This window comes from Sphingobacterium sp. UBA7855 (assembly GCA_002500745.1).
GTDB lineage: Bacteria > Bacteroidota > Bacteroidia > Sphingobacteriales > Sphingobacteriaceae > Sphingobacterium.
The window spans coordinates 11,756-36,953 of the sequence record DLST01000017.1 but is presented as its reverse complement, the minus strand read 5'-3'; the positions used below and the strand labels follow the sequence as shown (position 1 = coordinate 36,953).

The 25,198-nt window shown below is 37.3% G+C and carries 23 protein-coding genes; 13 read left to right on the top strand and 10 right to left on the bottom strand.

From position 1 onward, the window contains the following. Positions 1-34 precede the first annotated feature (34 nt). Positions 35-1,519, top strand: coding sequence for a PLP-dependent aminotransferase family protein (locus B2107_RS15365; RefSeq protein ID WP_209578934.1), 1,485 nt, complete (start codon positions 35-37; stop codon positions 1,517-1,519). Between the two features lie 339 nt (positions 1,520-1,858). Here B2107_RS15365 and B2107_RS15360 read toward each other — a convergent pair whose 3' ends face one another. The 3 genes from B2107_RS15360 to B2107_RS15350 form a co-directional block, all read right to left on the bottom strand. Beyond that, positions 1,859-3,829, bottom strand: coding sequence for a transglutaminase domain-containing protein (locus B2107_RS15360; protein WP_293956541.1), 1,971 nt, complete (start codon positions 3,827-3,829; stop codon positions 1,859-1,861). Between the two features lie 145 nt (positions 3,830-3,974). Further along, positions 3,975-5,243 (bottom strand): TonB family protein, encoded by a 1,269-nt coding sequence (locus B2107_RS15355; RefSeq protein WP_209578932.1) that lies wholly within the window; start codon positions 5,241-5,243, stop codon positions 3,975-3,977. Next, entirely contained in the window at positions 5,230-5,808 is a 579-nt protein-coding gene (locus tag B2107_RS15350; RefSeq protein ID WP_209578931.1) for an RNA polymerase sigma factor, read from the bottom strand. The genes B2107_RS15355 and B2107_RS15350 overlap by 14 nt, the downstream gene beginning before the upstream one ends. A gap of 81 nt (positions 5,809-5,889) precedes the next feature. Here B2107_RS15350 and B2107_RS15345 point away from each other — a divergent pair, with 81 nt between their 5' ends. Both B2107_RS15345 and B2107_RS15340 read left to right on the top strand, forming a co-directional pair. Further along, positions 5,890-7,752, top strand: a complete 1,863-nt coding sequence (locus B2107_RS15345; RefSeq protein ID WP_209578930.1) for a vWA domain-containing protein — start codon at positions 5,890-5,892, stop codon at positions 7,750-7,752. A 282-nt stretch (positions 7,753-8,034) separates the two neighbouring features. Continuing rightward, a complete protein-coding gene (locus tag B2107_RS15340) occupies positions 8,035-8,445 on the top strand; it encodes a hypothetical protein (protein ID WP_209578929.1) in 411 nt (136 codons plus the stop codon). A 180-nt stretch (positions 8,446-8,625) separates the two neighbouring features. Here the strand turns inward: B2107_RS15340 and B2107_RS15335 are convergent, their stop codons facing one another. Further along, on the bottom strand, positions 8,626-9,120 hold the full coding sequence (locus B2107_RS15335; protein WP_209578928.1) for a hypothetical protein: 495 nt from the start codon (positions 9,118-9,120) through the stop codon (positions 8,626-8,628). Positions 9,121-9,290: 170 nt separating this feature from the next. Between B2107_RS15335 and B2107_RS15330 the strand changes: the two genes are divergently transcribed. Further along, complete coding sequence (locus B2107_RS15330; protein ID WP_209578927.1) at positions 9,291-10,346, top strand: fatty acid desaturase; 1,056 nt, start codon at positions 9,291-9,293, stop codon at positions 10,344-10,346. Here B2107_RS15330 and B2107_RS15325 read toward each other — a convergent pair. Continuing rightward, positions 10,343-10,828, bottom strand: coding sequence for a helix-turn-helix domain-containing protein (locus B2107_RS15325; protein WP_209578926.1), 486 nt, complete (start codon positions 10,826-10,828; stop codon positions 10,343-10,345). The two genes, B2107_RS15330 and B2107_RS15325, sit on opposite strands and share 4 nt — an antisense overlap. Positions 10,829-11,252: 424 nt before the next feature. Continuing rightward, on the bottom strand, positions 11,253-11,435 hold the full coding sequence (locus tag B2107_RS15320) for a hypothetical protein (RefSeq protein ID WP_209578925.1): 183 nt from the start codon (positions 11,433-11,435) through the stop codon (positions 11,253-11,255). Positions 11,436-11,700: 265 nt separating this feature from the next. Between B2107_RS15320 and B2107_RS15315 the strand changes: the two genes are divergently transcribed. Together B2107_RS15315 and B2107_RS15310 are read left to right on the top strand one after the other, a co-directional pair. After that, positions 11,701-12,588, top strand: a complete 888-nt coding sequence (locus tag B2107_RS15315) for a sugar phosphate isomerase/epimerase family protein (RefSeq protein ID WP_209578924.1) — start codon at positions 11,701-11,703, stop codon at positions 12,586-12,588. A gap of 116 nt (positions 12,589-12,704) precedes the next feature. Continuing rightward, entirely contained in the window at positions 12,705-13,523 is an 819-nt protein-coding gene (locus B2107_RS15310; protein WP_209578923.1) for a universal stress protein, read from the top strand. A gap of 61 nt (positions 13,524-13,584) precedes the next feature. Here B2107_RS15310 and B2107_RS15305 read toward each other — a convergent pair whose 3' ends face one another. The 3 genes from B2107_RS15305 to B2107_RS15295 form a co-directional block, all read right to left on the bottom strand. Continuing rightward, positions 13,585-14,025, bottom strand: a complete 441-nt coding sequence (locus tag B2107_RS15305; RefSeq protein ID WP_209578922.1) for a hypothetical protein — start codon at positions 14,023-14,025, stop codon at positions 13,585-13,587. 84 nt (positions 14,026-14,109) lie between these two features. Continuing rightward, on the bottom strand, positions 14,110-14,613 hold the full coding sequence (locus B2107_RS15300) for a GNAT family N-acetyltransferase (RefSeq protein WP_293956539.1): 504 nt from the start codon (positions 14,611-14,613) through the stop codon (positions 14,110-14,112). Between the two features lie 12 nt (positions 14,614-14,625). Beyond that, positions 14,626-15,669, bottom strand: coding sequence for an alpha/beta hydrolase (locus B2107_RS15295; protein ID WP_293956538.1), 1,044 nt, complete (start codon positions 15,667-15,669; stop codon positions 14,626-14,628). A 414-nt stretch (positions 15,670-16,083) separates the two neighbouring features. On the opposite strand from B2107_RS15295, the gene B2107_RS15290 reads away from it, so the two are divergent. From B2107_RS15290 to B2107_RS15260, 7 genes are all read left to right on the top strand, one after another. Continuing rightward, positions 16,084-17,358 (top strand): C10 family peptidase, encoded by a 1,275-nt coding sequence (locus tag B2107_RS15290; RefSeq protein WP_293956537.1) that lies wholly within the window; start codon positions 16,084-16,086, stop codon positions 17,356-17,358. Positions 17,359-17,365: 7 nt separating this feature from the next. Next, complete coding sequence (locus tag B2107_RS15285; RefSeq protein ID WP_209578917.1) at positions 17,366-17,857, top strand: hypothetical protein; 492 nt, start codon at positions 17,366-17,368, stop codon at positions 17,855-17,857. A gap of 240 nt (positions 17,858-18,097) precedes the next feature. Next, on the top strand, positions 18,098-21,142 hold the full coding sequence (locus tag B2107_RS15280; RefSeq protein WP_293956536.1) for a hypothetical protein: 3,045 nt from the start codon (positions 18,098-18,100) through the stop codon (positions 21,140-21,142). A 23-nt stretch (positions 21,143-21,165) separates the two neighbouring features. Continuing rightward, positions 21,166-21,762: a hypothetical protein gene (locus B2107_RS15275; RefSeq protein ID WP_209578915.1), complete on the top strand. Its 597-nt coding sequence runs from the start codon at positions 21,166-21,168 to the stop codon at positions 21,760-21,762. Positions 21,763-21,770: 8 nt separating this feature from the next. Then, the gene (locus tag B2107_RS15270; protein ID WP_209578914.1) at positions 21,771-22,097 is read left to right on the top strand and encodes a hypothetical protein; all 327 of its coding nucleotides are present in this window, start codon (positions 21,771-21,773) and stop codon (positions 22,095-22,097) included. Between the two features lie 35 nt (positions 22,098-22,132). After that, the gene (locus tag B2107_RS15265) at positions 22,133-23,155 is read left to right on the top strand and encodes a M12 family metallopeptidase (protein WP_209578913.1); all 1,023 of its coding nucleotides are present in this window, start codon (positions 22,133-22,135) and stop codon (positions 23,153-23,155) included. A 141-nt stretch (positions 23,156-23,296) separates the two neighbouring features. Next, a complete protein-coding gene (locus B2107_RS15260) occupies positions 23,297-24,412 on the top strand; it encodes a clostripain-related cysteine peptidase (protein ID WP_293956535.1) in 1,116 nt (371 codons plus the stop codon). Positions 24,413-24,467: 55 nt separating this feature from the next. Here the strand turns inward: B2107_RS15260 and B2107_RS15255 are convergent, their stop codons facing one another. Then, on the bottom strand, positions 24,468-25,049 hold the full coding sequence (locus tag B2107_RS15255) for a hypothetical protein (RefSeq protein WP_293956534.1): 582 nt from the start codon (positions 25,047-25,049) through the stop codon (positions 24,468-24,470). Between the last annotated feature and the right edge of the window lie 149 nt (positions 25,050-25,198).

The following is a 25,198-nucleotide window of genomic DNA, read 5'->3' as shown; positions in this document are numbered from 1 at the left end:
TAAATTTTAACTTTGATCGTCCGAAATAAACATAATGAGTAGTCCGGTTGGTATAGCTTTTCATTCCATTATTAAGATTGACCGTCGCAAGGATGACGCTGTCTATCTACAGATTGTGTATCAATTTATTAATGCCATTAAGCGAAATTTTTTGGAGGATGGAGATTTGTTGCCTGGAAGCCGAAAGATTGCAGATGAATTGAACGTGCACCGAAAGACTATCGTAGCCGCACTGGCTGAATTGCAGGAGCAGGGCTGGGTGAACATTGTACCCAATCGAGGTACTTTCGTGAAAAATCCCGAACGTATTGACGTTTCGACATCGACCATTGGTGCATTTAGGCAACCACCTCACTTTGCTCCTTATACTTTCCGAAAGGAGCTGATATTGGATATGCCTAAGTTGGAAGCTACAGCGAAGTATTATTTTACGGATGGCACACCAGATTACAGTATTATTAGTGCTGAGGAACTGGTCCGTTTTTACGCATCAATGGTTAAACGCAAAAAGAAAACTGATGACTTTCCGACCACTACAGAGGGGAATCTGTTTTTTAGGGACCAGTTAAGTTATTATTTGAACTTGACCAGGGGATTTCATCTTTCGCGGAACTTCGTGTTGCCAATTGCCAGCCGTGAGCAAATTTTTTCCATTTTATCCCGATTATTAATTCGTCGTGACGATGTTGTGCTGGTGGAGAATTTAAGTTATTTTCTTCCCAATATGATATTTAGTCAAGCAGGAGCCAAGCTGAAGACCGTTCCGGTAGATGCGGAGGGTATGATCGTCGATAGGATCGGCGATCAATTTAAGCCCGGCGAGATAAGATGTGTTTATCTCAACTCCAGATGTCAGTATCCAACGACGGTTAACCTTTCCGAAAAGCGGAAAATTCAACTGTTACAACTGGCCGAGCAATATGACTTTATTATTATTGAGGATGATGTAGATTTCGAATCGTCCTTTTTTAAAACAAAAGGGGAATCGCTTTTTCGGAAAAATGCAGGCAACCGGGTGATTTATACTGGTGCTTTCGGAAGTTTCTTTGCCCCCGGCTTCCAAATGAATTTTTTGATCGCACCTCAGGATCTGCTAGAGGAGGGGAAAAAATATCTGAATATATTTGGGAAACCGAATTTTATGATTGAGAAAACATTGGGTGAAATTATCCATCAGGGTGATATCTTTCGTTATCAGCGCAAATTTCAGAAAACAATTTCAGAGCGCAAAGCGTTGTTTGGGGTGTTGTTGCTGCGTTATTTTGAAGATGAGGTTACTTTCACAGTTCCGGAGGCTGGACTGGCTTTTTGGGTACAGTTCAAACCTATTTTTTCATTGACTGTTTTACAGGAAAAGGCACGAGACAAGGGATTATTAATACCTAGCAGTTGTCTATATCAAAATAGGATGGTTACTGCGTTGCGATTGGGTTTTGCTCATTTAGACGAGCAGCGTATGTCGGAAGCAATTTATTTGTTAAGGTCGGCGTATAGGGACTTGATGGACATTAACTCATAAAATTTACAAAGCATATGTGCAGCCAATGTTTGCTTTTGTAACACGAAATTCGCGTTTGCTCATTTGGCTAATCATTTTGAGGATGTCAAGAAAAAGCCCAGCAAAGAATGTCTGGGCTTTGAGATTATATAAGGGGAATAATACTTGCTTAAAAAGTGAAGACCTAGTCTTCATCGGTGATAATATCATCACCATCTAATTCGAAACCTTCTCCGAGGAAGGTATGCTCTAGTTCGAATAAATCTGAATCTTTAATCATTTTATTTTTTTTGATATTCAAATTTACTACCCTTATTTAAGCTTATCATCAATATAAAATGAAGTTTTTGTTAAGGGTTATTATATTTTTTTGAGTACGACATCCAATTTTTCTGCTTGTATAATTCTGCTGAAAAACTCTTTTAAATCAAAGTATTCTTCGGGCATAAATAAGGGTTTGTTTAACTGTGTTGCCGATTCGATAATCAGAACATCCGGCGCTGTATTATTGATTTTGAAAATATATCGAGCAGCACGCTCAGGCAGAGCCATACTGATATTTTTTAACTTACCTTCTGATGGATAGGAATAGCCTTTTGGCAATTTGATTTCCATGTAGCTTTCTTCTTGAATTAAGGAACCAAAGTCAATTGGGTAATTCCGCTCTGTTAGATTGAAAGGATTTTTAGACATTTTGGTATCAATATAAGGGTTGAAAAGAAGCTGATCATTTTGCAAGGTTGCAAAATTTTTAATCTCAATTTCAAACTCCTCAGTTAATGGTTTATCAAGTGATTCCCGGTTAGATACTTTAAAACTGTTGATTCTGATGCGATTATTTTCTTCATCTATTTTTTCGTAATATTCTTCTTCCGAATTGCTTCCTTGAAGACGCTCTCGCATTTTGGACGCACCATAACCATTCCGTGATGTTATCCATTTTCCTTTTAGTTCACCATTTTCAGATAGTTCACCGTAGAAAAAGTTACTGTAAGTGGACGGAAGATTTGCATCGAGTTTTACCCAGTCGGATTCACCTTCAAGGGGAATCGATCTTCCCTGATAGTTGACACATTTCATCGGAATATTTCCAAACATTTCATAGGGAGAGGTGGCGTCCAGCAGATAGTAATTTTCACCTATTTTTACTTGTGCAATCACGTGGTTGAACTCTGATATTGCGGGTGAATAAAGTCCGGCATATCCATTGTCACGCGTAGATAAGATCACAGAGGTGGCTTCTAATTTCGCGTAGCGTAAAGCATTGACAAGTCCGAGGTTGATATCTGCACTATTGCCTGTTCTTTTTTCAATGGCATCTTTAATGTTTTTTGCATAAATTGAATGTTGATTGTTCCATTTTATTTGTTTTTGAAAATAGGAATACAATCGTGCCGCTTTTTCGACGTCATCTTGTGCGTTTTGTAATATAGGGTCGATAAAATCTTTCAACGCACCTTTTCGCTTTATCTGCCCACCAAAGCTTTCACTTTGTACCAGTTTATCTCTGACATTTTCCCAAGTAAGCGAGAAGTCTTTTGTTGTTCCCATTGGAACACTGTATCGACCGAGTTCGAAGAAAATAATTGATCTAAAGTTTTTGGAAGAAGTCATATAATCTTCGGCATGGAAAGCTGGAATATTTTCCATGGTATAGATCGTTTTACTTCCTAATATTTCTCCGACTTCAGAATATAGACCTGTATTGTAATTTTCTACTTTTCTGTTACTGACGGCCAGCCCTCCTTTTAGATTGGCTTTGTAATGACAGATTTCGGGAATGCGCGTAACGTACTGACTATAAAGTTTCGGAAGGTCTTCCTGAAATTCCCAAGAATTCAGGTTAAAGATGAATGGAGATTCCGTACGATAGCGGTATTCAATAATTGTACCTTCTTGAACCTGTGGAATAGCTGCTTTCGTTACTGCATAATTTTCTGAGGAGTTTTCGTAAAATATATTTGCTTTGGTCATCTCTGTTTCTACAATTTTGTCACCGACAAGATGATAGGATGCCCCCTTGATGTCCATAAGAACTTCTCGCTCAGTTCCGCTTTTGTATAATGGAATGCTGAAGTTTGCATAATTATAGGCTTCTTTGTTTAAGATTTTAATGCGTACATGTTTGAAAAATTCAACAATTAAACCTTTATTCTTGTTGTAGTTGACTTCAGCTGATCCATATTCACGTAAGACAAAGGCATTTGCAGCCGTGTCTATTTTGTCCATATGGATGGCAAAATCTTCCTTTTTTATTTTACCGAATGAAAAATCTTGTGCTTGTACGTATAAACAGCTAAGCACGAGTAGGCCAGTTAAAAAACTTTTCATAAAAAATGACTGTATGGTTAATAATTATAGCGCTAAAGTAGGAAATAATTTTATATCAAAATCACTTTGCCGATTAATTTGGTGTAAAAATTAATGCTTTAAAAAGTTTAGTCTGTTTTTGTGTTTAGAAATATGCTGTACGTATCTACAGCGTGAATTCTAAGGTTAATGTAACATATCGGTAATCTTCTCCTTTCCATTTGGGACCTGAAAGTATAATTTCCTTGGCTTTGGCATCCAGGTAATCATTTGCACTTTGTAGAATACTAATATTTGTTGGAAATCCGCCCTTATCAACATAGAAGCTTATGCGTACGGTGCCTTCGTAACGGCTTTTGGCTGTTTTTTTCTTAATATAATTGTTGAATGATCTCCAGCCCCAAACGGGTTCAGCACTTTTTGATTTGCGTGAAGACATCGTGGTGACGACGACTTCATCCAGTGAGTTGCTGGAGGGCTGCAATCTGATTGTGGTATTTTTACTGCGGCGCATATTCACTGCGACGGTATTATAACCTAGCGCCACGATGTCGACGAGTGAATCCACCGAGCTTGGTTGGATGGTCGCCTGTCCCTGCGCGTCAGTGTTGGTCGCCAATTTACTATTGGGTTGAATGATGGTAACTCCTGAAAGAGGTAAGCCCGTTTCTTTGTCGCGAACGGTGAGTTGAAGGGGTATACCTCCTTGTTGTACTGACGAAATCCCCGCAGCTTTGCCAGCAAGTGTATTATTGAAACTCGAGCTTCCTCGCATCATCGTTTGAGAGGACTCTCTTTGCATTGCCATCGGTGTATAGCCAATCACGGTCGCACTGTCTTGAGGTCTCAGTCCAAATACAGGACGATCGCTATTAAGACGTCCTTCCATCTCTTCCAATGATTTTACACGTAGGGAGGGTTCGCGCGATAAAATCGCGACCTCCTCTTGTGGATGTTCTTCACGAAAACGGGGACTGTTGTTATCTGCCAATTGTGGCGAACGATCTTGCGGTTCGATATTTGATTTGATATCATCCGTGGCCGTGGTAGAATCTTCGCCCATAACCGTTGTTTTTGGCTTATCCGGGGTAACGTGTACGTCGGCAGTACGTTTTGTCTCAGATCTATTTTTTTCCTGCTGCCAGAAAAGTAAAAGACCTACTCCCAAAACGATTACTGTTGAGGCGGCAATGGCTAGTCTTTTCCAGTCCAATATTTTAATTTTAGCAGCCTTATCCCTTTTTGCACGTTGGCTAATCTGCTGATTGATTGCTGTAATTACGGTTTTATTTTGATCCATCTCTATACCCATCAGCATATCCGCCAACATGGGGTCACGCTGTGCCTCACGCTCAAGAGCGTACATCTCTGTAGGAGTTAGTTCACCGTTGACGTATTTCTTTAAGTATGCTATGTCGTAATTACTGTTGCTCATTCCAAGCCTCCATGCAATTTTTTAAATTCCGTTTTCCATTTTGGATATAACTCTTTACTTCGTTCAAGCTATAACCGGTAGATTCACTGATCTCTTTGTAACATTTTTCCTCTAAAAAGAAAAGTCTGACCGACTGTTGCTGTTTTTCTGGCAATTTGTCCAGACAGCCTTCCATGGCTGTTAATTGTTCTTCTTTTTCATCATATTGTTCATACTGATGCAGGTCTCCCGGAAATTTCACAAATTCATCCAAAGAAATTTGAGATTTGTTTTTTTGAGACCTCAAATACATCAGACAATGATTTTTGCTTAATACATAGAGCCATCTTGGAAAATCTTTGATTTCTTGCTTGTTGACTTTATATATTAATTCCTCAAAGATATTCATGACGGCATCTTTGCTCAATTCGGAGTCTTGGAGATACCTTAAGCAAACATAATATACCATTTCGGTATGTCGCTGGTATAGATCGCCCAATACCTGAAGATCCATGGACTCCTGATAGCGCAACAAGAGCTCGTGGTCTTGTGGTGTATCTATTTTCGACGACTTAAATGCGGACATTATATAGTCTAAAAGTATTTTTTTTTTCTGGTTTATGGAAATTTAATATTTCGTGCATCCCTTGGCAAAAAAATGAATGTTATGAGAACAATACTTTTTGTGATAGGCTTGTTGCTATCCTTGGGTGGATACGCCAAGAACGGATATGAAGTTAGCGGTAAGGTGGTTGATGCATATACGGGAATTGCTCTTGCCGGAGTGCAGGTAAGCAATGTCGTAACTAAAGAGCAGAGCCTGACTGATGATAAAGGAAATTATCGCATCCAGGTTCGGGATGGTAAAAATACCTTGATTTTTAGTTATGTCGGATATCTCGAGCAACGGATCGCGGTCAACCATCGCTCAAAGGTTGATGTGGCGTTGTTGCAGCAAAACAATACACTGGATGAAGTAGTGGTGACCGGATATGAGCGCAAAGTGAAGCGCCAGACGGCACCGATGATGCATGTTAATACAGCCTTGTCTGGACAAGTGTCAAGTTTGTATATCCGAGGGACGGCATATATGCCTAATCAAAACCAGGAATCTTATCGGAAGGTAAAGGAAAATAAGTTTATCAATCCGCTTAAAGAACCTTTATCAACGTTTGCGGCAGATGTTGATGCCGCCTCTTATAGTAATGTACGTCGTTTTATAAATTCGGGAAGTTTGCCTGAAAAAGATGCGGTACGCGTTGAAGAAATGATCAATTATTTTCAGTATGAGGTGGCTGGACCTAAACATGGTGAGCCTGTAAATATTGTCACTGAATTGACGAAGGCACCCTGGAATAGTGCACATCAACTTATGCGCGTAACGTTAAAAGCGAAAGATATGCCCACGGCAAAGCTTAAAGCTTCCAATTTGGTGTTTTTGATTGATGTTTCTGGATCGATGATGGGGCCGGGGCGTCTGCCTTTAGTAAAAGCTTCGTTGAAGATGTTGGTTGATCAGCTTCGTGACATAGACCATGTGGCTATTGTGACGTATGCCGGCTCGGCAGGGGTAAAATTGGAAAGTACGCCTGGTGATGAAAAGATGAAAATAAAATCGGCTATTGAGGAGCTGGAAGCAGGCGGGAGTACCGCTGGTGCAGCGGGAATTAAGAAGGCTTACGAAATTGCCAAGCAACAATATATCAAAGGTGGAAACAACCGAATTATTTTGGCGAGTGACGGTGATTTCAATGTTGGAGAGTACAGTGACGAATCGATGGAAGAATTGATTGCGAAAGAAAGTAAATCAGGCATTTTCCTTACGGTACTCGGTTATGGCATGGGGAATCTTAAGGACAGTAAGATGGAAATCCTTGCGAACAAAGGTCATGGAAATTACGCTTATATCGATAATATTTCGGAAGCGCGAAAGGCGATGGTGACCGAATTTGGGGGAACGTTGTTTACTGTTGCTAAAGATGTAAAGATTCAGGTCGAATTCAATCCAAGTTATGTGCAGGCCTATCGCTTGGTAGGATACGAAAATCGTATGCTGGAGGCCGAGGATTTTAATAATGATCAAAAGATGGGCGGTGATATGGGCGTAGGCCACGTGGTGACAGCCTTGTATGAAATTGTACCTGTCGGTGTTGAGTCGGGAATGGTCGGAACGGTAGATCCATTAAAATATCAGCAGCATGCAAATGCTGCAACCGGACGTAGAAATGCTGAACTGGCAACAGTTAAATTTCGGTACAAAGAGCCTGAAGGGCAGAAAAGTAAGTTGCAGCAAAAGGTGGTAGGGACTGCGGTAACCGAGTTGAACAATGTGAGTGACGATTTACGTTTTGCAACAGCGGTAGCGGAACTTGGTTTACTACTTCGTGATTCTGATTTTAAGCAAAAGGCCAATTTTGACCAGCTGATCGTGCGCGCAAAAGCTTCCAAAGGAAAAGACGAGGAAGGTTATCGGGCTGAATTTATCCGTATGGCTGAAAATGCGCGAGACTTATTGAGATCGAAGGAATAGATAGGAAGAGCATATCTAAAACTATTTTCAGCAGCGAAAACCGAAAGGCTGCTGCTGAAAATAGTTTAGTTTTGAGGATCATAGATAAAAAAGTAAATAAAATCTATATTTTTAAGCCATAAATAAAAGGAACGTACTTTACTCCTGAGAGTGATGCTACATACTGTTCTGCGCGGGTGATAAATGGGATGGATTGTTTTGGTGAATAGCGATCACTTGTAAAGGAATCGGCCTGGCTGTCGATGTTGAAGTAAATATGCGAGAATAAAAAATAATAGATAAATGAAAAATTTCTTCTTGTGCTTTCTTTTGGCAATTGGTATAGTAATACCCACAACAGCCCAAAAGGCGGGTTTGAATAAACAGCAGACGATGGCCTATATTAACAAGCTGTATAAAGTTGCTTACCATTATAAAGATACAAAAATTGATACGGTGACGGTAGATGGGAAAGTGCTGACAGTCTTTCTTTCCAGTGGCCAGCATTTTCGAAGTGATATTGCGAAATCAGATGTACTTGTCATTGCTAGGGTAAAATCAGGTTATCAAATTCGATTCAAGTCGTCGCCAAGCACGGATGAAATTTTATGGGCTATCCAAACAGAAGATGACGCCAAGCGTCTGAAAAATGCGCTGGAGCATCTGATTAAAATCGTAAAAACAGAGAAAAAGATAGATCCTTTTAGTAGTTAAGTATTTTAGATGCTTTCTGGTCTGATGAATACAAGAATGTTCGGCAAGGTATGCGCTTGCGTTTACGCGAATAGATTCGTGTAAATACGTGCTATAATTTATAATTCTTAGGTTGCACAATAAAGCAGACCCGATGAAAGATCTGCTTGAATTGATATGTATTAGAAGTTGGCTGCTACGTTAAACCAGTATTAAGATCAATAATGGAATTAAGGCGACCATAGAAAACATCAATGTAGTACGCTTTTGCAGATATAAACTTATAGATAAGATCAATTCACTGTTTTCGCAGCTTTCTATTTTGCCGCCATTAGATAGCGAAGAGGATTTGATTTCTACAACTTTTCCTAGCTCATCTTCAATTTGCCATGCGGTCATCCACCTATTTTTAGGGCTCCATGTGTATTTTTTATTGATCAGGCTAATGGTCGCTTTACTCTTCCAGGAATTGTATTCAATATCACCGATCAGCTCATTGTTTTGATTTCGAATCTCTGTGTATGGATTGAAAAGCCCTTTATTTATGAATCGATACTTGTCTTTATGGATAGAAACATGCGCATCTAAGTTCCAATCAATAGATTCGAGGCTACCGATCACAGCATCATTGCAATAGAGGATAGACTTTGTTCCGAATAAATTATTTTTCCAGTTATAAATTGATTTCTTTTCCATTACTGTGTATGTTTATATGTTGATTTTAATTTATTAGTAGCCTATCAGCTCATTTTGTTACAGCGCGTTGAAATATTTTTTTGCGGAAGTTTTTGTGGCAGCATTCACAAGGCCTAGTATAGGGTAAGTGCACCAAAAAATCCCTATTTTTACAAAAAAAACAAATTGAATTGACACATTACGAAAAGTCGAGCCAGATCAGGAAAGAGATAAATCAGTCCTATCAGCAGCTAAAAGGAATATACCCCATATTAAGACGTCAGAACAGCATTGGAATGTCCATATTTGCAATCGCAATCCTAGCGATTCTCTTTGTATCGATCGGTTGGTATCGCGCAGTTGTACCGACATGGTTAATGATAATTAGCAACGCATTTTTTATGGGCGTATTGCACGAGATTGAACACGATCTAATTCATTGGCTATATTTTAAAAAACAGAGAGGTATTCATCATTTTATGCTTTTTAGTGTATGGATTTTAAGGCCATTGACTGTCAATCCTTGGATTCGCAGAACCTTGCACCATCATCACCATAAGTTTTCGGGTACGTTGCACGATGTTGAGGAGCGTAGTGTGACAAATGGAGAACGTTGGTCTCTAAAGCGTCTTTTAACAACTCCGGATGTTGTATTAGGAGGACTTTTTCGCCTTCATCGAATGTTTAGCGATATGGATAAGGAAGTCGTAAATGGAAATCTAAAATTAGAGACTTCTTCTAAACTAAAACGAATTATGTTTTTGAGCATTGTTCCCGTTACGATTTTTGCACATGTGGTATTATATCTCTATTTCGCAGACTCGCTAATGACTTGGTTAAATGCATTTTTCGAGTTAGATTTGAGTTTTCCACAGTATGTTGATAACATGTTAATAAGTTTTGATGGGTTAATTTATGTTATTCTTTTACCAAACTTGTTACGTCAATTTTGCTTACACTTTATTACATCAAATATGCATTACTTTGGTGATGTTGAAGCAGGAAATGTCATGGAGCAGACACAGGTACTGACAGTTTGGTGGACTTTTCCGATGCAATTGTTCTGTTTCTTTTTCGGCTGGACCCACAGCATTCATCATTTTGTGGTTAACGAAACCTTTTACGTACGGCATATTGGTCGTAAGGCAGCTCAGGATATCTTACGTCGATATGGTGTTCGTTTTAATGATTTGGGAACATTTAGGAGGGCAAACCGTTTTCGTGAACTTTCCAAAAGAGAAGTTTAGCGCTTTTCTCTAGTTTTTTTACGGTAAGTTTTAAAATTTCCATGTTGTCGGTAAACAAGTGTTCCCTCTTCGCAATAGTTTGATAGGTAGACGGAAAACTTATTACTCTCGCTCTTATCAACTCCCAGTTCAATCAATACATCAGAAACACGTCTTTCGGTGTCAAAAAAATCGGATTGATAGACGAGACTATCTAATTTTTTGCTCAGTGTAATTCGCTCTTGCGCCTCTGGAGGTAGCGAATATGGCGATTTGAATATAATATCATGTTGAAAAAAGAGTGCTGGTTGAATTTCGAGACTGCGGCACAGGGTTAAAAAATTTGTGAACGTTAGGTCTTTACCTTTTTCAATACCGTTAAGTGTTCCTGTTGAAATACCCGTTATATGTGATAGGTCGCGCAATGAGTAATATAAATCATTTCGTTTTGCTCTAAAGCGTAACCCAATCTTTTCAAGTAATTGTTTGTCTTCGTCCGTCATACAACGAATTGAATGACAATTTGCGCAAAATATCGTTTATTATTTTGATTAAAAATTTGTATTTGATTTGTTTTAATCTTATGTTTGTTATAACGGCCTTTCATAGGGAGGAAGGGATCTATATACACCCTACATCACCGACCCCATGTTAACTAGTCTGGAACAGGATTAGCTTATCAGGCGGGGATATGGAAAAACAACAATATAAATTGAAACTATCATTCTACCGGCATTGTTTACTGCGGATTTGTTGTGTCGAGTTTATTTTATGATAGTTGGCTAGCATTTAATTACGATGTCAACTGTTGGTCCAGCCAACAGCATATCTACCGTTCTTGAAAAAGCAATTTCCTAGCTTCGGTTCCAAAAAATCCGTCAAATTATGCCGAAGCTATGGAAGTTGTCTATTGGCGGAAGTTCTTTATTATTTTCCACTCATAAAATAATATATGATATAAAATACGATCAATAGGCATACCGCGATAATAAGTGTGCGCTTGATGTTTCTGCCAGCTGGTAAATCATCCTTTTCTTCGACGGCCACTTCGGGTAGTTTCTCCTCCTGCTTGTGGTCGCTATGTTCGGGCGTATTATACTTATTTTCCATAATTAAAAATGTTAATTTACATAACTAGAACAGTGCTGATGGATAAATCGTTGAGTTTGCCTTATAATTTTAATTGGATAATAACTCCTTTATGAGCTGTTATTTTGTATATAATATCAAATAAAGGCATTAAAAGATTGTGTTTTTTCCAGTATTTACATACATTGCAGATACATTTAACACAACACCCTAAATAATCTCTGAGCATTGCGTTTGCAGAAGATTGTGCGTTGGATGAAGTCTATAAAAAATAATTGAGCATTAAATGAAAAGAAGAACTCTTATCGGAACATTGGTAGCTGGATGTATGATGTTGGCTATTACTCCAACATTTGCGCAACGAAAAGCTGCAAAAAAGGAAATCGGTCTACAGTTATACTCTGTACGTGAAGAAATAGGGAAGAACCCAAATTTCGACCAGATTCTGCAAAAAATCGCTGCGTTAGGCTATACAGGAGTGGAAGCTGCTGGATATAAGGATGGCAAATTATATAATTTGAGTCCACAGGAGTTTAAAGCAAAAGTGGAAAAGGCGGGAATGAAGGTAATTTCATCACACGCAACGAAGACTTTGTCAGAAAAAGAGCTATCTTCTGGAGATTTTACGGAATCTTTAAAATGGTGGGATGAGTGTATCGCTACGCATAAAGCTGCGGGAATGAAATATATTGTTACACCTTGGATGGAGGTTCCTAAAACACTAAAAGATCTGGAAACACAATGTCGCTATCTGGATGCGGTGGGCGCCAAATGCCGCCAGCAGGGAATCGTATACGGATATCACAACCACTCACACGAATTTAAAAAAGTGGAAGATAAAGTGATGTACGATTATATGATCGAGCATACAAATCCTGAGAATGTATTTTTTGAAATGGACGTATATTGGGCAGTAATGGGGCAGGTCAGCCCTGTGGATTATTTTAATAAATATGCGGGTAGATTTAAAGCATTACATATTAAAGACCACCGTGAAATTGGTCAGAGCGGTATGGTGGGATTTGATGCGATTTTTAACAACTCAAATGCGGCGGGATTACAATATATCTTTGTTGAGCTGGAAGAAACCCGTAATGATATCTATACTGGTCTACAGCAAAGTATCGATTATTTGAAAAAGGCCCCTTTTGTTAAAGCAAGCTATTTAAAATAAGAAGTGTCGGGAGAAAATTGACGCTGTTTCGACAATAATCCGTTTGATTGATTTATTATTTTTCGGTAACTTGAAGATCATAAAAGGGAATTTTTTTTCATTTAAAATTGGATGATATGAAGCGGATTATTGTTGCTACAGATTATGCTGAGGAGGCAGAGCATGCCTTAAAATTTATTATGGAAGTATTTGCTGGAAAAGAGTATGAACTCGTTTTATTTTCCCTTCAAAATCCTTCCATTCATGCGATGAACGCTCGGCTTTCTCCCGATTCTATGTTTAAAATAGTTGAACATCAAAGCAAGATTCTACAGCATAAAGCAGATGCTATTACAACTCAGAGTGGTGTTGTGGCTATTCCATATCTTGCTGCAGGTCTATTTTACGATCAAATGACCAAATGTATCGAAAAGACGGGGGCCGATTTGTTAGTGATGGGTATGGCTAAACGTTCTTTTGATCAGGATATGCTTGGTAATACAACAACTGCAGCTATTAGCAAATTAAAAATACCAATCCTTTCAGTTCCTCTAGGTGCAAAATTTACTGGCCTTCAGCATATTCTTTTTGCCTGTGATGTCGTTCGTGGTGTGCAAAAAGAAATTTTAGAAAAAGTGAAGGATTTTGCGAGTGATTTTGGGGCAGTACTGGAGGTACTCAATATTCGTAAGACCGTTGAGCAGCTGAATGAAGAAAAAGGAAGGGAAACACGGGAGGCCATCAACGATGTGATGGGAATTGTAAGTTATTACTACAAAAATGTAACCTCCAATGAGGTTGTAAAAGCCATTCGTGACGAAGTTAAAGAAAGCAATACGGATCTGCTGGTTATGATTCCCTATAAGTATGGTTTTTGGAGTTCATTGACCCATCGAAGTAAGACTCGTATGATGGCATCGGGGTTGGATATTCCATTGCTGACGATTTCGATTTAATCTTTTAACACCATTGGCCCTGCAGAACTAAGTTCAGAGGGCCTTATTTTAGTTTGGTATATTATAGAATTGGTAATATTTTGTCCCAAATCTGCTGGTAAAATTTATTATCTCGAATAATTCCCTTATCCAGATCATAATAATTTGGTGATTCAGAACTACCTCCCCTACGACGTTCTATTAGAAATATATTGAGGACTATCTTTGAACTGCCCCCTTTTAACGGGGTTATCAAAAAATTTGTAATTATTTTTTCACCTTCTTTATTGCTAAGCAGCTTCTTGTTTTCAAAGTAAGCACTGGTCTGAACGAATCCAGAGGATCGATCCAATTGTGAAATAAAATACCCGCCATCTTGAAGCGCTTGTATGATTTTGGTATACGCCGAATCGCTTGCGATTGTGACGGTTTTTGTCCGTTCAGGGTTTTGGGCCAACAAAGGGCTGGAAAGGAAGAGTAGTTGAGCGATCGCCAGCAGAGAGATTTGGATTGAGCGTTTCATATGACAGGATTATAAATCTTATGTTGTTTAAGCCTTAAGTTAACCATTTATTTTAAGTAATGGCTTTTACTTGTAGGACATTGTCTACTTAATCCTTATTCCCAGTATCTTTAAGCTTCGCTCTTCCTGATCGAGCGTTGCAATATTGGGTAAATTGGCCCATTCCTCGAATCCCATTTTCTCAAACAACGCGATGCTGGCAAGATTGTGCGCGAAGATAAATCCCAACAAGGTGTGTACGCCGAAATCCGCTGCTTTGTCTATGCAATATTGTAGAATCTGTTTACCCAATCCTCGGCCTCGGTGTTGTTCATTCAAATAGATACTGATTTCTACTGTGGCATCATAAGCCGGACGACCATAGAACGATTGGAAACTGACCCAGCCAATGAGTTGATTATTTTCATCTTCCACCATCCATAAAGGTCTTTTCAAAGCGCTGTGTTCATCAAACCATTTTTGTCTACTCGCAACAGATACAGGTTCGGTATCTGCTGTGACCATACGAGAGGCAATTGTTGAATTGTATATCTCTACGATGTAAGGTAAATCTTGTTGTTCGGCGTTGCGAAATTTTAATTGATTCATGGATTTTATTGTTTAATTGCTGTTCGCTGTTGTTTTTTGCTCTAATGTCCAAGCTAGAAAGTCTGTCATGACGTCCTTCCAATGTGGTTTTTTGTAATCGGGCCTACCATCATTCTGAACTTCAAAATAATTATGCTCTAGATTGTAATATCTTTTTATCGTCAGGTTGTTTTTGTGATTTCTTATAAAATAGAGTGGTGCTAGATCATTTAATTCAGCTACAATGTCTTCTGTGCCGGAGACCAGATAGATTGGGTAGTCAAATCCCAATAGCTCATCAATAACAGGTTGTGAAAATGACTTCCAGGAGCGCAAATTGGGATTGTTTTTTAATTTCTCCGGGTTGTTGGCATCTTTATAAAACGCATAGGTTTGTTCAATTTTTTGAGAGGCTTGTTGCCAGGTAATTTTTCCTTTTTGGACATCGCGCTTTGCTTGCCGTATATCTTGGTCTATCCGCCCAAACAAATTTGTCCCTGATAAACCCAGTTTGCTGACTTTTTTATATTTATTGGCTAGTTTGGCGGCTACATGTCCTCCTTGGGAGTGTCCAAATACTGTTAATTGCGAATTATCTACCCAAGGTTGTTTGCTCAGGTAATCTAATACGGAAACTGCTCGATTCACATAATTATCGAGATAGTCTGCTTCTTGATAAGCTCTACTAGGGATATTTTTATCTTTAGAGTCGCCATAATACCAATAGGAATCATTAAGCTGCGATTCATCGACGATAACAGGCGTTTCTGACATGGAAATGACGATGAGATGGTACAATTTTATGATATCCTCGTAGTTAAAGTTGGTTAATCCTCCCCCAAAAAGACTTAAACCTTCTTTTTTATAATTAAAGTATAGAGGCATGGGTAACGATCCCTGACAAAACAAAAATAGAGGCTTTTTGCTTTTTGGAGCTGGATCAATGACTAAAAAATCAATGTTACCGTTTGGAGTTTCAAGTGTAAAAAGAGTTGATTCATTGTTGATAACGCTTGTTTTCTGTCCGAAGGCAGCCTGTGACATTAATAATGAACAGATAAAAAAAATGAATTTCATGAAGATCAGCTATCTGGTATACTTGTTATTGCCAAACTTATATAAATTGAATTTTATATCCAATAGCATAATATTCATTTAGGAGTGATTTGCATGTAAATAGAATCTCTCGGAAAGGGGCTGGAGAAGACGTCTTTGTTGTTATATGTGACCACTGGCTCTAATTTTATTTTTGCATGCGGTGATATTGTATCATCTCATTGAATTTTTGGTTTAGCTGTTATAATCTCTTTGATCTTATATCGGCTCTATATCACTTATCATCGGTGGTAAAATCGGATTTGGATTATCCAATAGTTAGGTTATCTAGCTTATAATGCATTTTATCTAGGTCAAAATACAGTTCGTCGAGATTTTTTCTAGATACTCTCTGATATAAATACTTTTGGCCAATATTAACTTTTATCATTCTAAATGAAGAAGCTATTTATTTTATTTTTGGGCGGTCTTTTCCTAGTCTCATGTAAGAATCAAGGAATCGAAGCTGATGCATTAAACAGGGACGAGTATTACATACCATTGGGTGAAAGTATTAAAGTCGCAGATTCTCTGCATTATTTTATTTTAGGAGATGCTAATAAAAAGGCGTCTACTAAATCCAAGATTGGAAATACCAATGCCACTTTAAAAAAGGAAATTCTATCGGAAAATGGGACGCCATTAATGCGTGTTTTTAATTACGGGAAGGGGGGATTTATCATTTTGGCTGCAGATCGTCGGGCTAATCCGGTATTAGCATATTCCGATGAGACAAACTTTCCCTCCGATACTTTACCAGCCGCAACGGAAGCATGGTTATATGAAAATAAACTTCAGATAGAAGAGTTAAAATCATGCACAAGAGAAAATGTGAATGGAGAAAACCTTTTGAAAAAGGGGAATTATGTCAAGCTTTTAGGAGGGGAAGTTCCAACAGTTAATGTAAAAAGAGCATCTATTGAAAAAGTCGCTGGATTTTTCCCTCCGGCAGGAGGATGTGAACCAACGGGATTTGAAAAAGGTCCACTTTTGCAGACAACTTGGAATCAATCTGGCGGCTATAACAATTTAATGCCTGATATGTCTTGTACCCCTTACTCTTGTAATGGAAAAGAGTATACAGGCTGTGTAGCTACAGCAATGTCCCAGGTGATGAGATATCATCAATATCCTGCTTCATATAATTATAGTATTATGCCAAATGCAGTTTCAAGTTATTTAGATGTTTCATCAGGAGCTAATGAAATCTCTAAGTTAATGAGAGACGTAGCCAATTCTGTAGATTCACAACCGGATTGTGATGGCACAGGTGCTGCTTCTAATCTAAATGATATTCCATACGCCTTAGAAAATACTTTCGGCTATTCAGTCACAGCGACAGCAACTGACTTTAATTATAATACCGTAAAAAGTGAAATTCAAACCAATCGTCCAGTAATCTTAAGTGGATATAAGGATAAAAGCGGCTTTATTTTTCATACATTTAAAGGAGGCCATGTCTGGGTAGCAGATGGTGTTCGTGGTGGTACAAGCTGTGGTGAGCAAAATCCTGATGGTACATGGACAGGTGGTGCTTCCTTCCTGTACTTTCATATGAACTGGGGTTGGGGAGGTTCAAACAATGGATGGTTTGGGTTCGCTAGTGCTGATGCAGGCGGAGGTTATAATTTCCAATATAAAAGAGGTATGGTTTATTCAATTAAAAAATAACGACAATATGTACAAATTAGGATTACTATTGATACTATTTACTTTATTTTCTTGTGAAAAGAAGGAGGAAAAATGTTGTATGAATGTTGAGAGCCAAGTATTATTAAACTTGACTAACGAAGATAGTAACAATATTTTTGAGTTAAACGAAGGGGCAAAAGCGCTCAATGATCTGGATTTATATTATGTTGATAAATCAGGCAATCGGGAAATTCAAAACCATTCTAATCTTGATATCCCCAAAAATATGCAAATTATCGATTGGGAAGTGCCTAAACAGAAAATATTAAAAGTCTTTGGAAATCTTACTCCGCAAAGTGACGGTTATGCTGAAAGTATATTAGTGGTAAAGGGATACTTGGAAGTTTCAATAAAATTAAAAATAGAAAGCACCGATTCCTATAAAGGTTATTCACAATTATTGGTGAATGGAAAGGAGATTTCAAAAGGTCAACTTGGACGTCCTATTTCTGTTAAACTAACTCCGTTGTCGGAATAGGACTTCCCAAAATTAAATTTCATAGTTAGGGTTTTAGGTAAACCACCATTAGTTTATTTAATGGTGGTTTTTTATTTTATGTAGAATAATGCCATTTTATAACCTTAATTAATGAACATAAAATATAACATCGTGTAGATTGGGTGTTTCGTATGGGTCAAAATTGAGTTGGTCGAGATTATTTATTTATTTGGTGAATTTGATGTAGTTTTTCGGAAGTTTAGCCAAATATGAAACAACATGAAGAGAAATTTGATCAAAATCCTAGCTTTTTTGCTTGCGTTGATTTTCAACGTGCATCCTATTTTCGCTCAAGGAGTTGAAGAAAATCCTGAAGTTCGAAATTATTTGAATAATATGTTCTCAACCTTGGATAAATCTAAGGTTCCAAATGGATTATTAAAAGATTATGCTTTCGACTTAACTGATTTGGATAAATTTACGGGTGCAGATCTTAATGATAAAAATTATGTTGATAAAGAAATCTACAGTTATCTTTTAAGAACTATTAGATCTTCTGCTGTAGGAACTAAACCATTTGGGGATGTCAGTCAAATCCTTGTATCCCAGCAAAGTGTTGGCACCAATAATGTTGTATCACTTGGTGGATTGGCTTATCAATATAGCTACATTAATGAAAATGCTATTTCAGATCAATTGATCAATTATTCTAATGGTAAGGTTTCTGATAAGACAGTTAATGGTGTTTGGAAGAATCCCTATTCATCAAAATATGTTGTAGGTTTTGCTCCTCATGATAGTATTTTCAAAGCAAATTTACTCACCTTCAAATTAAATAGTAATACCTGGTTTTCTAATTTATCGGTAAGTAAAATAGAGATTGATTACGGTACTGGCTACAAAGTAATAACTGTTGGGGGAAGTTTGTCAGCATCATTTACTTCTGGTGGGCGCAAAGAAATAAAAATGCGTGTAACGTTAACCGATGGACAGCAACTTGTATCACATTCTTCAATTCAGGTAAGTTCCGCCATGTCGCTGAGAACATTTTCTGATCCCGACCTAACGTCCTATAAAAAAATATTTACGGGAGCGGCTTATAAGGGGGTAAGTACAACAGCAAGAGTATTTGTAAAGACTAGGAACGGCCAAATTCGTGACCCATTTATAATAGTGGAAGGTTTTGATCCTATTCTAGGACATGAATTTGGGTCCCAAAGAATGGATAATACATATCCATATCTTCGTGCAGACATTCAGGCTAATTATGATATTATTTACGTAGACTGGGCACAAAGTGAACAGTATATTCAAGCAAATGCTAATACATTGAAAGATGTTATTCAATGGGTAAATAGTCAGAAGCAACTTTCAGGAAGTACTTCAGGCAATGTGGTAATGGGATCAAGTATGGGAGGTCTTGTTGTTCGGTATGCTCTTAAGACAATGGAAAATCAAAATCTTACCCACCAAACTTCGGTCTATGTCAGTCATGATGCCCCACATTTAGGAGCTAATATTCCAATCGGAGCACTTTATGCATTACATGGAATAGGTAGTTTCTTGGAAAATCAATTAAACTTAGGTAATATCTATAATCTGGCTACTGGAACGCCTCTTGAATATATGCTTAAGCAGGTTCATTCTCCCGCTGCACGCCAGATGTTAGTAAATTATGTGGATTTTGGTGGCAATTTAAACAATACAGATCATAATTTATGGCAGCAAGAATTAAACACTCTAGGCTTTCCGCAAGGTGATCCCAATAGAGCATTTAGGATGATAGCACTTGCTAATGGTAGCTATGCCCAAGGAACTATTCCTTCATCTTACCTTACTGCAAATGCCACTGCTAGCACTGACCTATTGGATGTTGCAAATATAATAACTGGAGGTATGTCTGCCTTTTTTGTCGGCAGTGTATTAAATGATTTTTGGGCGGGGGCGTTATCTTTGGTTCCCGGGAAGAGTACAATAAAAGGCACTCTTGAAATTTTTCCGGGCACTTCAGCTGGCAACCGTGTAACAAATCTCAACTTTAAATTCATTAAAAAATTCCTTTGGACAGTCCCTGTAACAAGGACCATTTTTTCTTATGAAAAAAATATGCATAGTGGTCTTAATTTTGATGCTTTTCCAAGCTCTCAATTCATAACAAATAGAAGTCTTAATGCCGATGAACCATTTGTTCCTAAGGTGCCGATTCTGGGGAGATATAGTTATGCTGTAAGTACATCTGAAAGTATTCCATTTGTTCCAACTTCCAGTGCTTTAGCAGTCGGAGGAGGAACAAATGCTCTCACGGCCGCTCTTTTTACGACAAAACCAACTTCAACTAGCACTCCTTTTGGAGGGAATTTTAGAATTCGTGAGATTAGCTCTGGTTCGCATATTGCATTATCGGACGAAGAAGTTAGCTGGTTGTACGCTCAACTGAAAATGGGTATTGATGGTCCTAAACTAGCTAAAACTGGAACCCAATATAAAGTGATAAACCCATTAAGTGGTTCAATTATTTGGAGTACCTCCAACTCAAGTATTGCCACGATAAGTTCTAGTGGGATATTAACTGCTGTAGGTAAGGGGATAGTGGATATTAAAGCAAAGGTTGGAACAACTGAAATTTCTACTCGGGTTGCTGTTGGTATACCGCGTTTTGTTTTAGCAAATGTGAAACGTGACCCTGGTTTTTATACGATTAAAGCTAATTGTATTGATACAGAACCAGGGTATGCTGAATTTCTATTAAATAATAGGGATTTGATTGTTTATCAATGGGGGATAAAAACAGAAAATCAGTCAATTCAATGGACAGACAGTGAATCTTCCGAAGTTAAATTGAGTACGACAGAAGATACCGAAAACACCACCATATATTTAAAGATTAAAGATTATAACGGTAATGTCAGTAGTCCAATATTTGTAAGGATTACAGGCTATGATATCTATGACGTTGGCTTTAGGACATTCATTTTAAATAAAAATGGGCAACTTTTTACCGATACAGGATATGAGCTATATTATGAAGGGACAGGTATGCCTCTGGTTTTCAGGAGTACTTCTTTTGATGAATTTAGTAATGCGGAATGGAGTCCATTAGCGGGAACAATTATCAATGATCAACAGACACAATGGGTTGTGCCATGGTATACTAGCTTCTACATAAAGGATATCATCACATTGGAAGAAATAGAGCGGATTAAATCGACTTTTACAAATGATCAGGTGGCAATTTATACTTTTTATTTGTTGAACTATGATGGACAAATTATCCAAAAGACTCCGCTATCTGTTATTTATAAAGCAAACTATCCGAATCCATAAAATTTATACGTTAAAAGATGATTTTGAAAAAGAATTATATCTCAGGCTTACTTTTCTTAGTAATATCCTTCTTTTGGGGATGTGATAAAAAAGGCAATCCTTTACCATCAGAATTGAAGTTTAGTGCAAAGTTGAATGGTATGGATTTTTTAGATCAAATGCCAATGGTAATTCCTCCTGGTGCTCGAAGGACTCCAGTACTAGAAGTGGAATATTTTGGCACTGATAAAAGTTATTTTCAAGTAAGGTCCTTTTTAAAACCTGTTGATCAGAATAATAAACTTGGAGATTTTTATTTGTTGATAAGAATTCCATCAAAAGAACAGCTGTCTGTGGGTAAGGCATATACATTCGATATAATTCCGGGGAAAGATATATTAACTGGAATTGATCGGAAAATTTATGAGGATGAAAATCGGTTATTTACCTCAATTTCTTCTTCTACTTTTAATATCGACACCGACTATTACGGAGTCGGCACTGTTACATTTACTGAATATGATAGTGTAAAAAATAGAGCAAGAGGTAAAGTAGATTTGGTGTTTCCCTATCACGATTCTATTACTCAAAATGATGAACTTGAATTAAATGGGGAGTTTTTCTGTTGGATAAATAAATAATTTGAACTATGAAAGATATTAAATTTTTGACATTATGTGTTTTGGCAGTGTCACTCAGTTTTGCTTCCTGTAAAAAGGAAATTTTACAAGATTCTAATAATGAAGGAAAAGCACTTAAAGGGAAGCAGGTTACTTCTCAGGATAGTTTAGAAACTTTATACATGATGCAATCTAATCTTGAACTTTTATTGGCAGATAGGATTATTTCTAAATCCAACGGATTTGTACTTGATATTTCTAAACAAGAAGCTGTTGAACTAGAGATTCCTGATGATCTATATCAGAGATATCAGGATAAAGTAAGTGAACTTAACAAATCTATAATAACTAAATAATTTTTATGAAAATTTCAAAATTAAACCTTGTAAAAATGTTGATTTTGTCTATGGTGGTGGTATCCTCCTGTAAGAAGGATGGAATATCAGGAGATAGCCCGAATCAAGAAGACGTAAAGTTGAATTATGAGTTGAAATACACTGATCAGCAACTTAAAAATTGGAAGGAAACGGGAAGTCCATTTTTGGAAACTCAACAGAAAAATGCTTCGAATACCAAAATAGAAAAGCACATCCCTTCCCAAGGAGGCGTGTTTGATCCTATTCCTGTCGGAACCAAAGCGTATGGACCACATCCATATCAGAATAGATATTGGTCAATGGTGAGGTTAAAATTGGCAATTCCTAACATATCAACCCCTAATTCACAGCTTAGGTCTAGAGTCGTACAGGCCATTAACGAGATCCAAGCCAATACGAATGTTCGGTTCTATAATGCATTCAATGACCCTGTCACTGATCCAACTTGGGGATTTACATACCCTAACGTCCACATTCATGTTTCAACTGATGCAAAGAGGGGCTCTTCATTTATTGGGTTGCAAGGCGGAGAACAATATATTTACTTACCAATCACCGCTACAAAAGAATTTATAATGAGAGCGTTGGTAAATGCCGCAGGGATGTACAATGAACAACAGCGTAATGATCGAGATACCTATGTAAATATCAACACTGCTAATGTCGATCCTGTTAATCGCTATCAATTTGACAAGATCACCTCAAACTTTTATAGTATGGGAAGTTTTGACTTTAATTCAATTACTCTTGCTGGGTCTACAGAGTTATCTAATAACGGTCAGAGAAGTATTTGGAAGAAAGATAATACTGATATTGTAGCTAATACTACGTTATCTGACCTGGATAGAGGCTTTTTAAATTATTTTTACCTTCCATATATTGCCAGGACTGATACATATAGAGAGTTAGCCACGACAGTGTATGATGGTAATAACAACATTCTTACAGCGCAACAAAGAGCTGATCTCGAATACTATATAAATAACGGAGCTTCTAATCCAGGCACTTCAGGTAGAAGTCCTATCGTTCCATGGTAATTAGCATGCATAAATTTATAGATCTCCTGTTGGAAAGTACAGGAGACCTTTATTAAGTAGAACTATATGATTAGGAACAACATTTAAATAAGTTAAATCAAGGATCCAAGTTCTTTCGGCTCCTTTTTAATACGGTTAAACATGAGATTTATACTAAGTTCTATAATATTTGTGTTTCTTTTCTTTTCGTGTAAAAAAGATGATCCTGTTGAACCTCCAAAAATTAAATACGATCATACGATTATTGTCGTCATGGAGGCTAACAATAATTTAAGACAATACGCACTTGATAATATTAATGATATGGAAATAGCAGCTAATTCTTTTAAAAACGCTGCTGTTTTAGTTTACCTCCGTTCAAGTAATGATGAAGCAATTCTTCTTCGAGTGAAATTTGATGAGGACTTAAAAGTAATAGCTAGCGATACGATAAAGAAGTATACCATTTCAAGTAGTAGTCCACAACAATTGAATATGGCAATCAATGATAGCAAGGAATTATTCCCTGCAGAAAGCTATGGATTAATTTTGTGGTCTCATGCGACCTCATGGGCACCACCTATTTCAAAACGGATAGAAACACGGTCGTTTGGGGAAGATCAAGGAAAACAGATGGATATTATTGATTTGAAAAATTCAATTCCATCAGGATTCGAATACATTATATTTGACGCGTGCAACATGGCAAGTATAGAAGTTCTTTGGGAATTTAAGGAAAAGGCGAAATATATTATTGCATCTCCAACAGAAGTATTAGCAAGTGGCTTTCCTTATAGAAAAGTATTACCTTATCTTGCCTCTAAGGAGCCTGATTTAATAAATGTTGCAAATCAGTATTTTGAACATTATAGTTCTTATACAGGTCAAATGCAATCTGCATCTGTTACATTGCTTAACACAGCAGAACTTTCTAAACTTTCAAGTTTATGTGCTGATCTATATTTAAAAAATAAGTCGGTTGGTATACCAATTAGGGTTAATGTCCAAAGATTAGATTACACAGCGGATTTTCCAGTGCCTGCATTTGATTTTGTAAATTATCTGGAGGTAAATTTTCCTCTTTCGGAGCTTGATCCTATTAAAAAGCAGATGGAGAAAACGATTATTTATAAGAACGCTACAGATCAATTTTTAGGAAAGCCAATTAAGGCTTTTTCTGGATTCACCTGTTTTATTCCAGAATCTGAGGATTTTTATTTAAACTATTATCGTACCCTTAATTGGTATAAAGATAGTGGTACTAATGTGTTATTTTAGTTCTTTAGATCTTCTCTTTGGTGGATGACCTTTTAAGAGAAGATCTAAATACAATTTATAATGTAAAAGTTCCTTTCAAAGATGTTCTACCTCCATTTTCATTTGGGATGGTGAATTCTATTATTCCAGAACCTTTAGCATTGCTTGGGTTGCCTCCATCATCAAAATGTGTGAACATGATGTAACCTGTCCCATAATAGTAGATTTTATCATTATCAGAGTATCGAATAAATGCATTGTCCCAATCATCAAAATATCTGTTTCCCTTTTCAATTTGGATTCTTTCTTTTCCAGCATTTGGCTTTATTTCATATTTCTTGTTTAAAACAACTCCTCCGTTTACGGGACAATAGATGGTAATGTCAAATCCTTTGGGATTTTCACCTTTTGTATATGGAGAGGCAGATAATGTGAAGTTTTCCTTATACTGCTGATACGAATCAGTTGGTGGGGGATTGTAAGTTAGAAATGGGCTATTAGGTGCTCCAGGTGTTAGAATTATATGTCTTGCATCTACATAAGTAATCCCATCTTTCTGTATTTCCAGTTTATTTGAACTAGGTAAGAGATTACCGTTTTTGTCGCAGGAATATAGTCCAATGGAAATGATTGTTAAAAATAATATTATCGTCCTCATAATTATAATGTTTTGATTGTCAGTTATACGGTTTGAACCTACATAATGCTACAGTTATTAATTGTTTGATTATTTATTAGTTTTTATGAATGACTTTGTATGGCAAAAAGTATTTATTGTGGATTATTTTGTCGAGGATTTCCCTAACG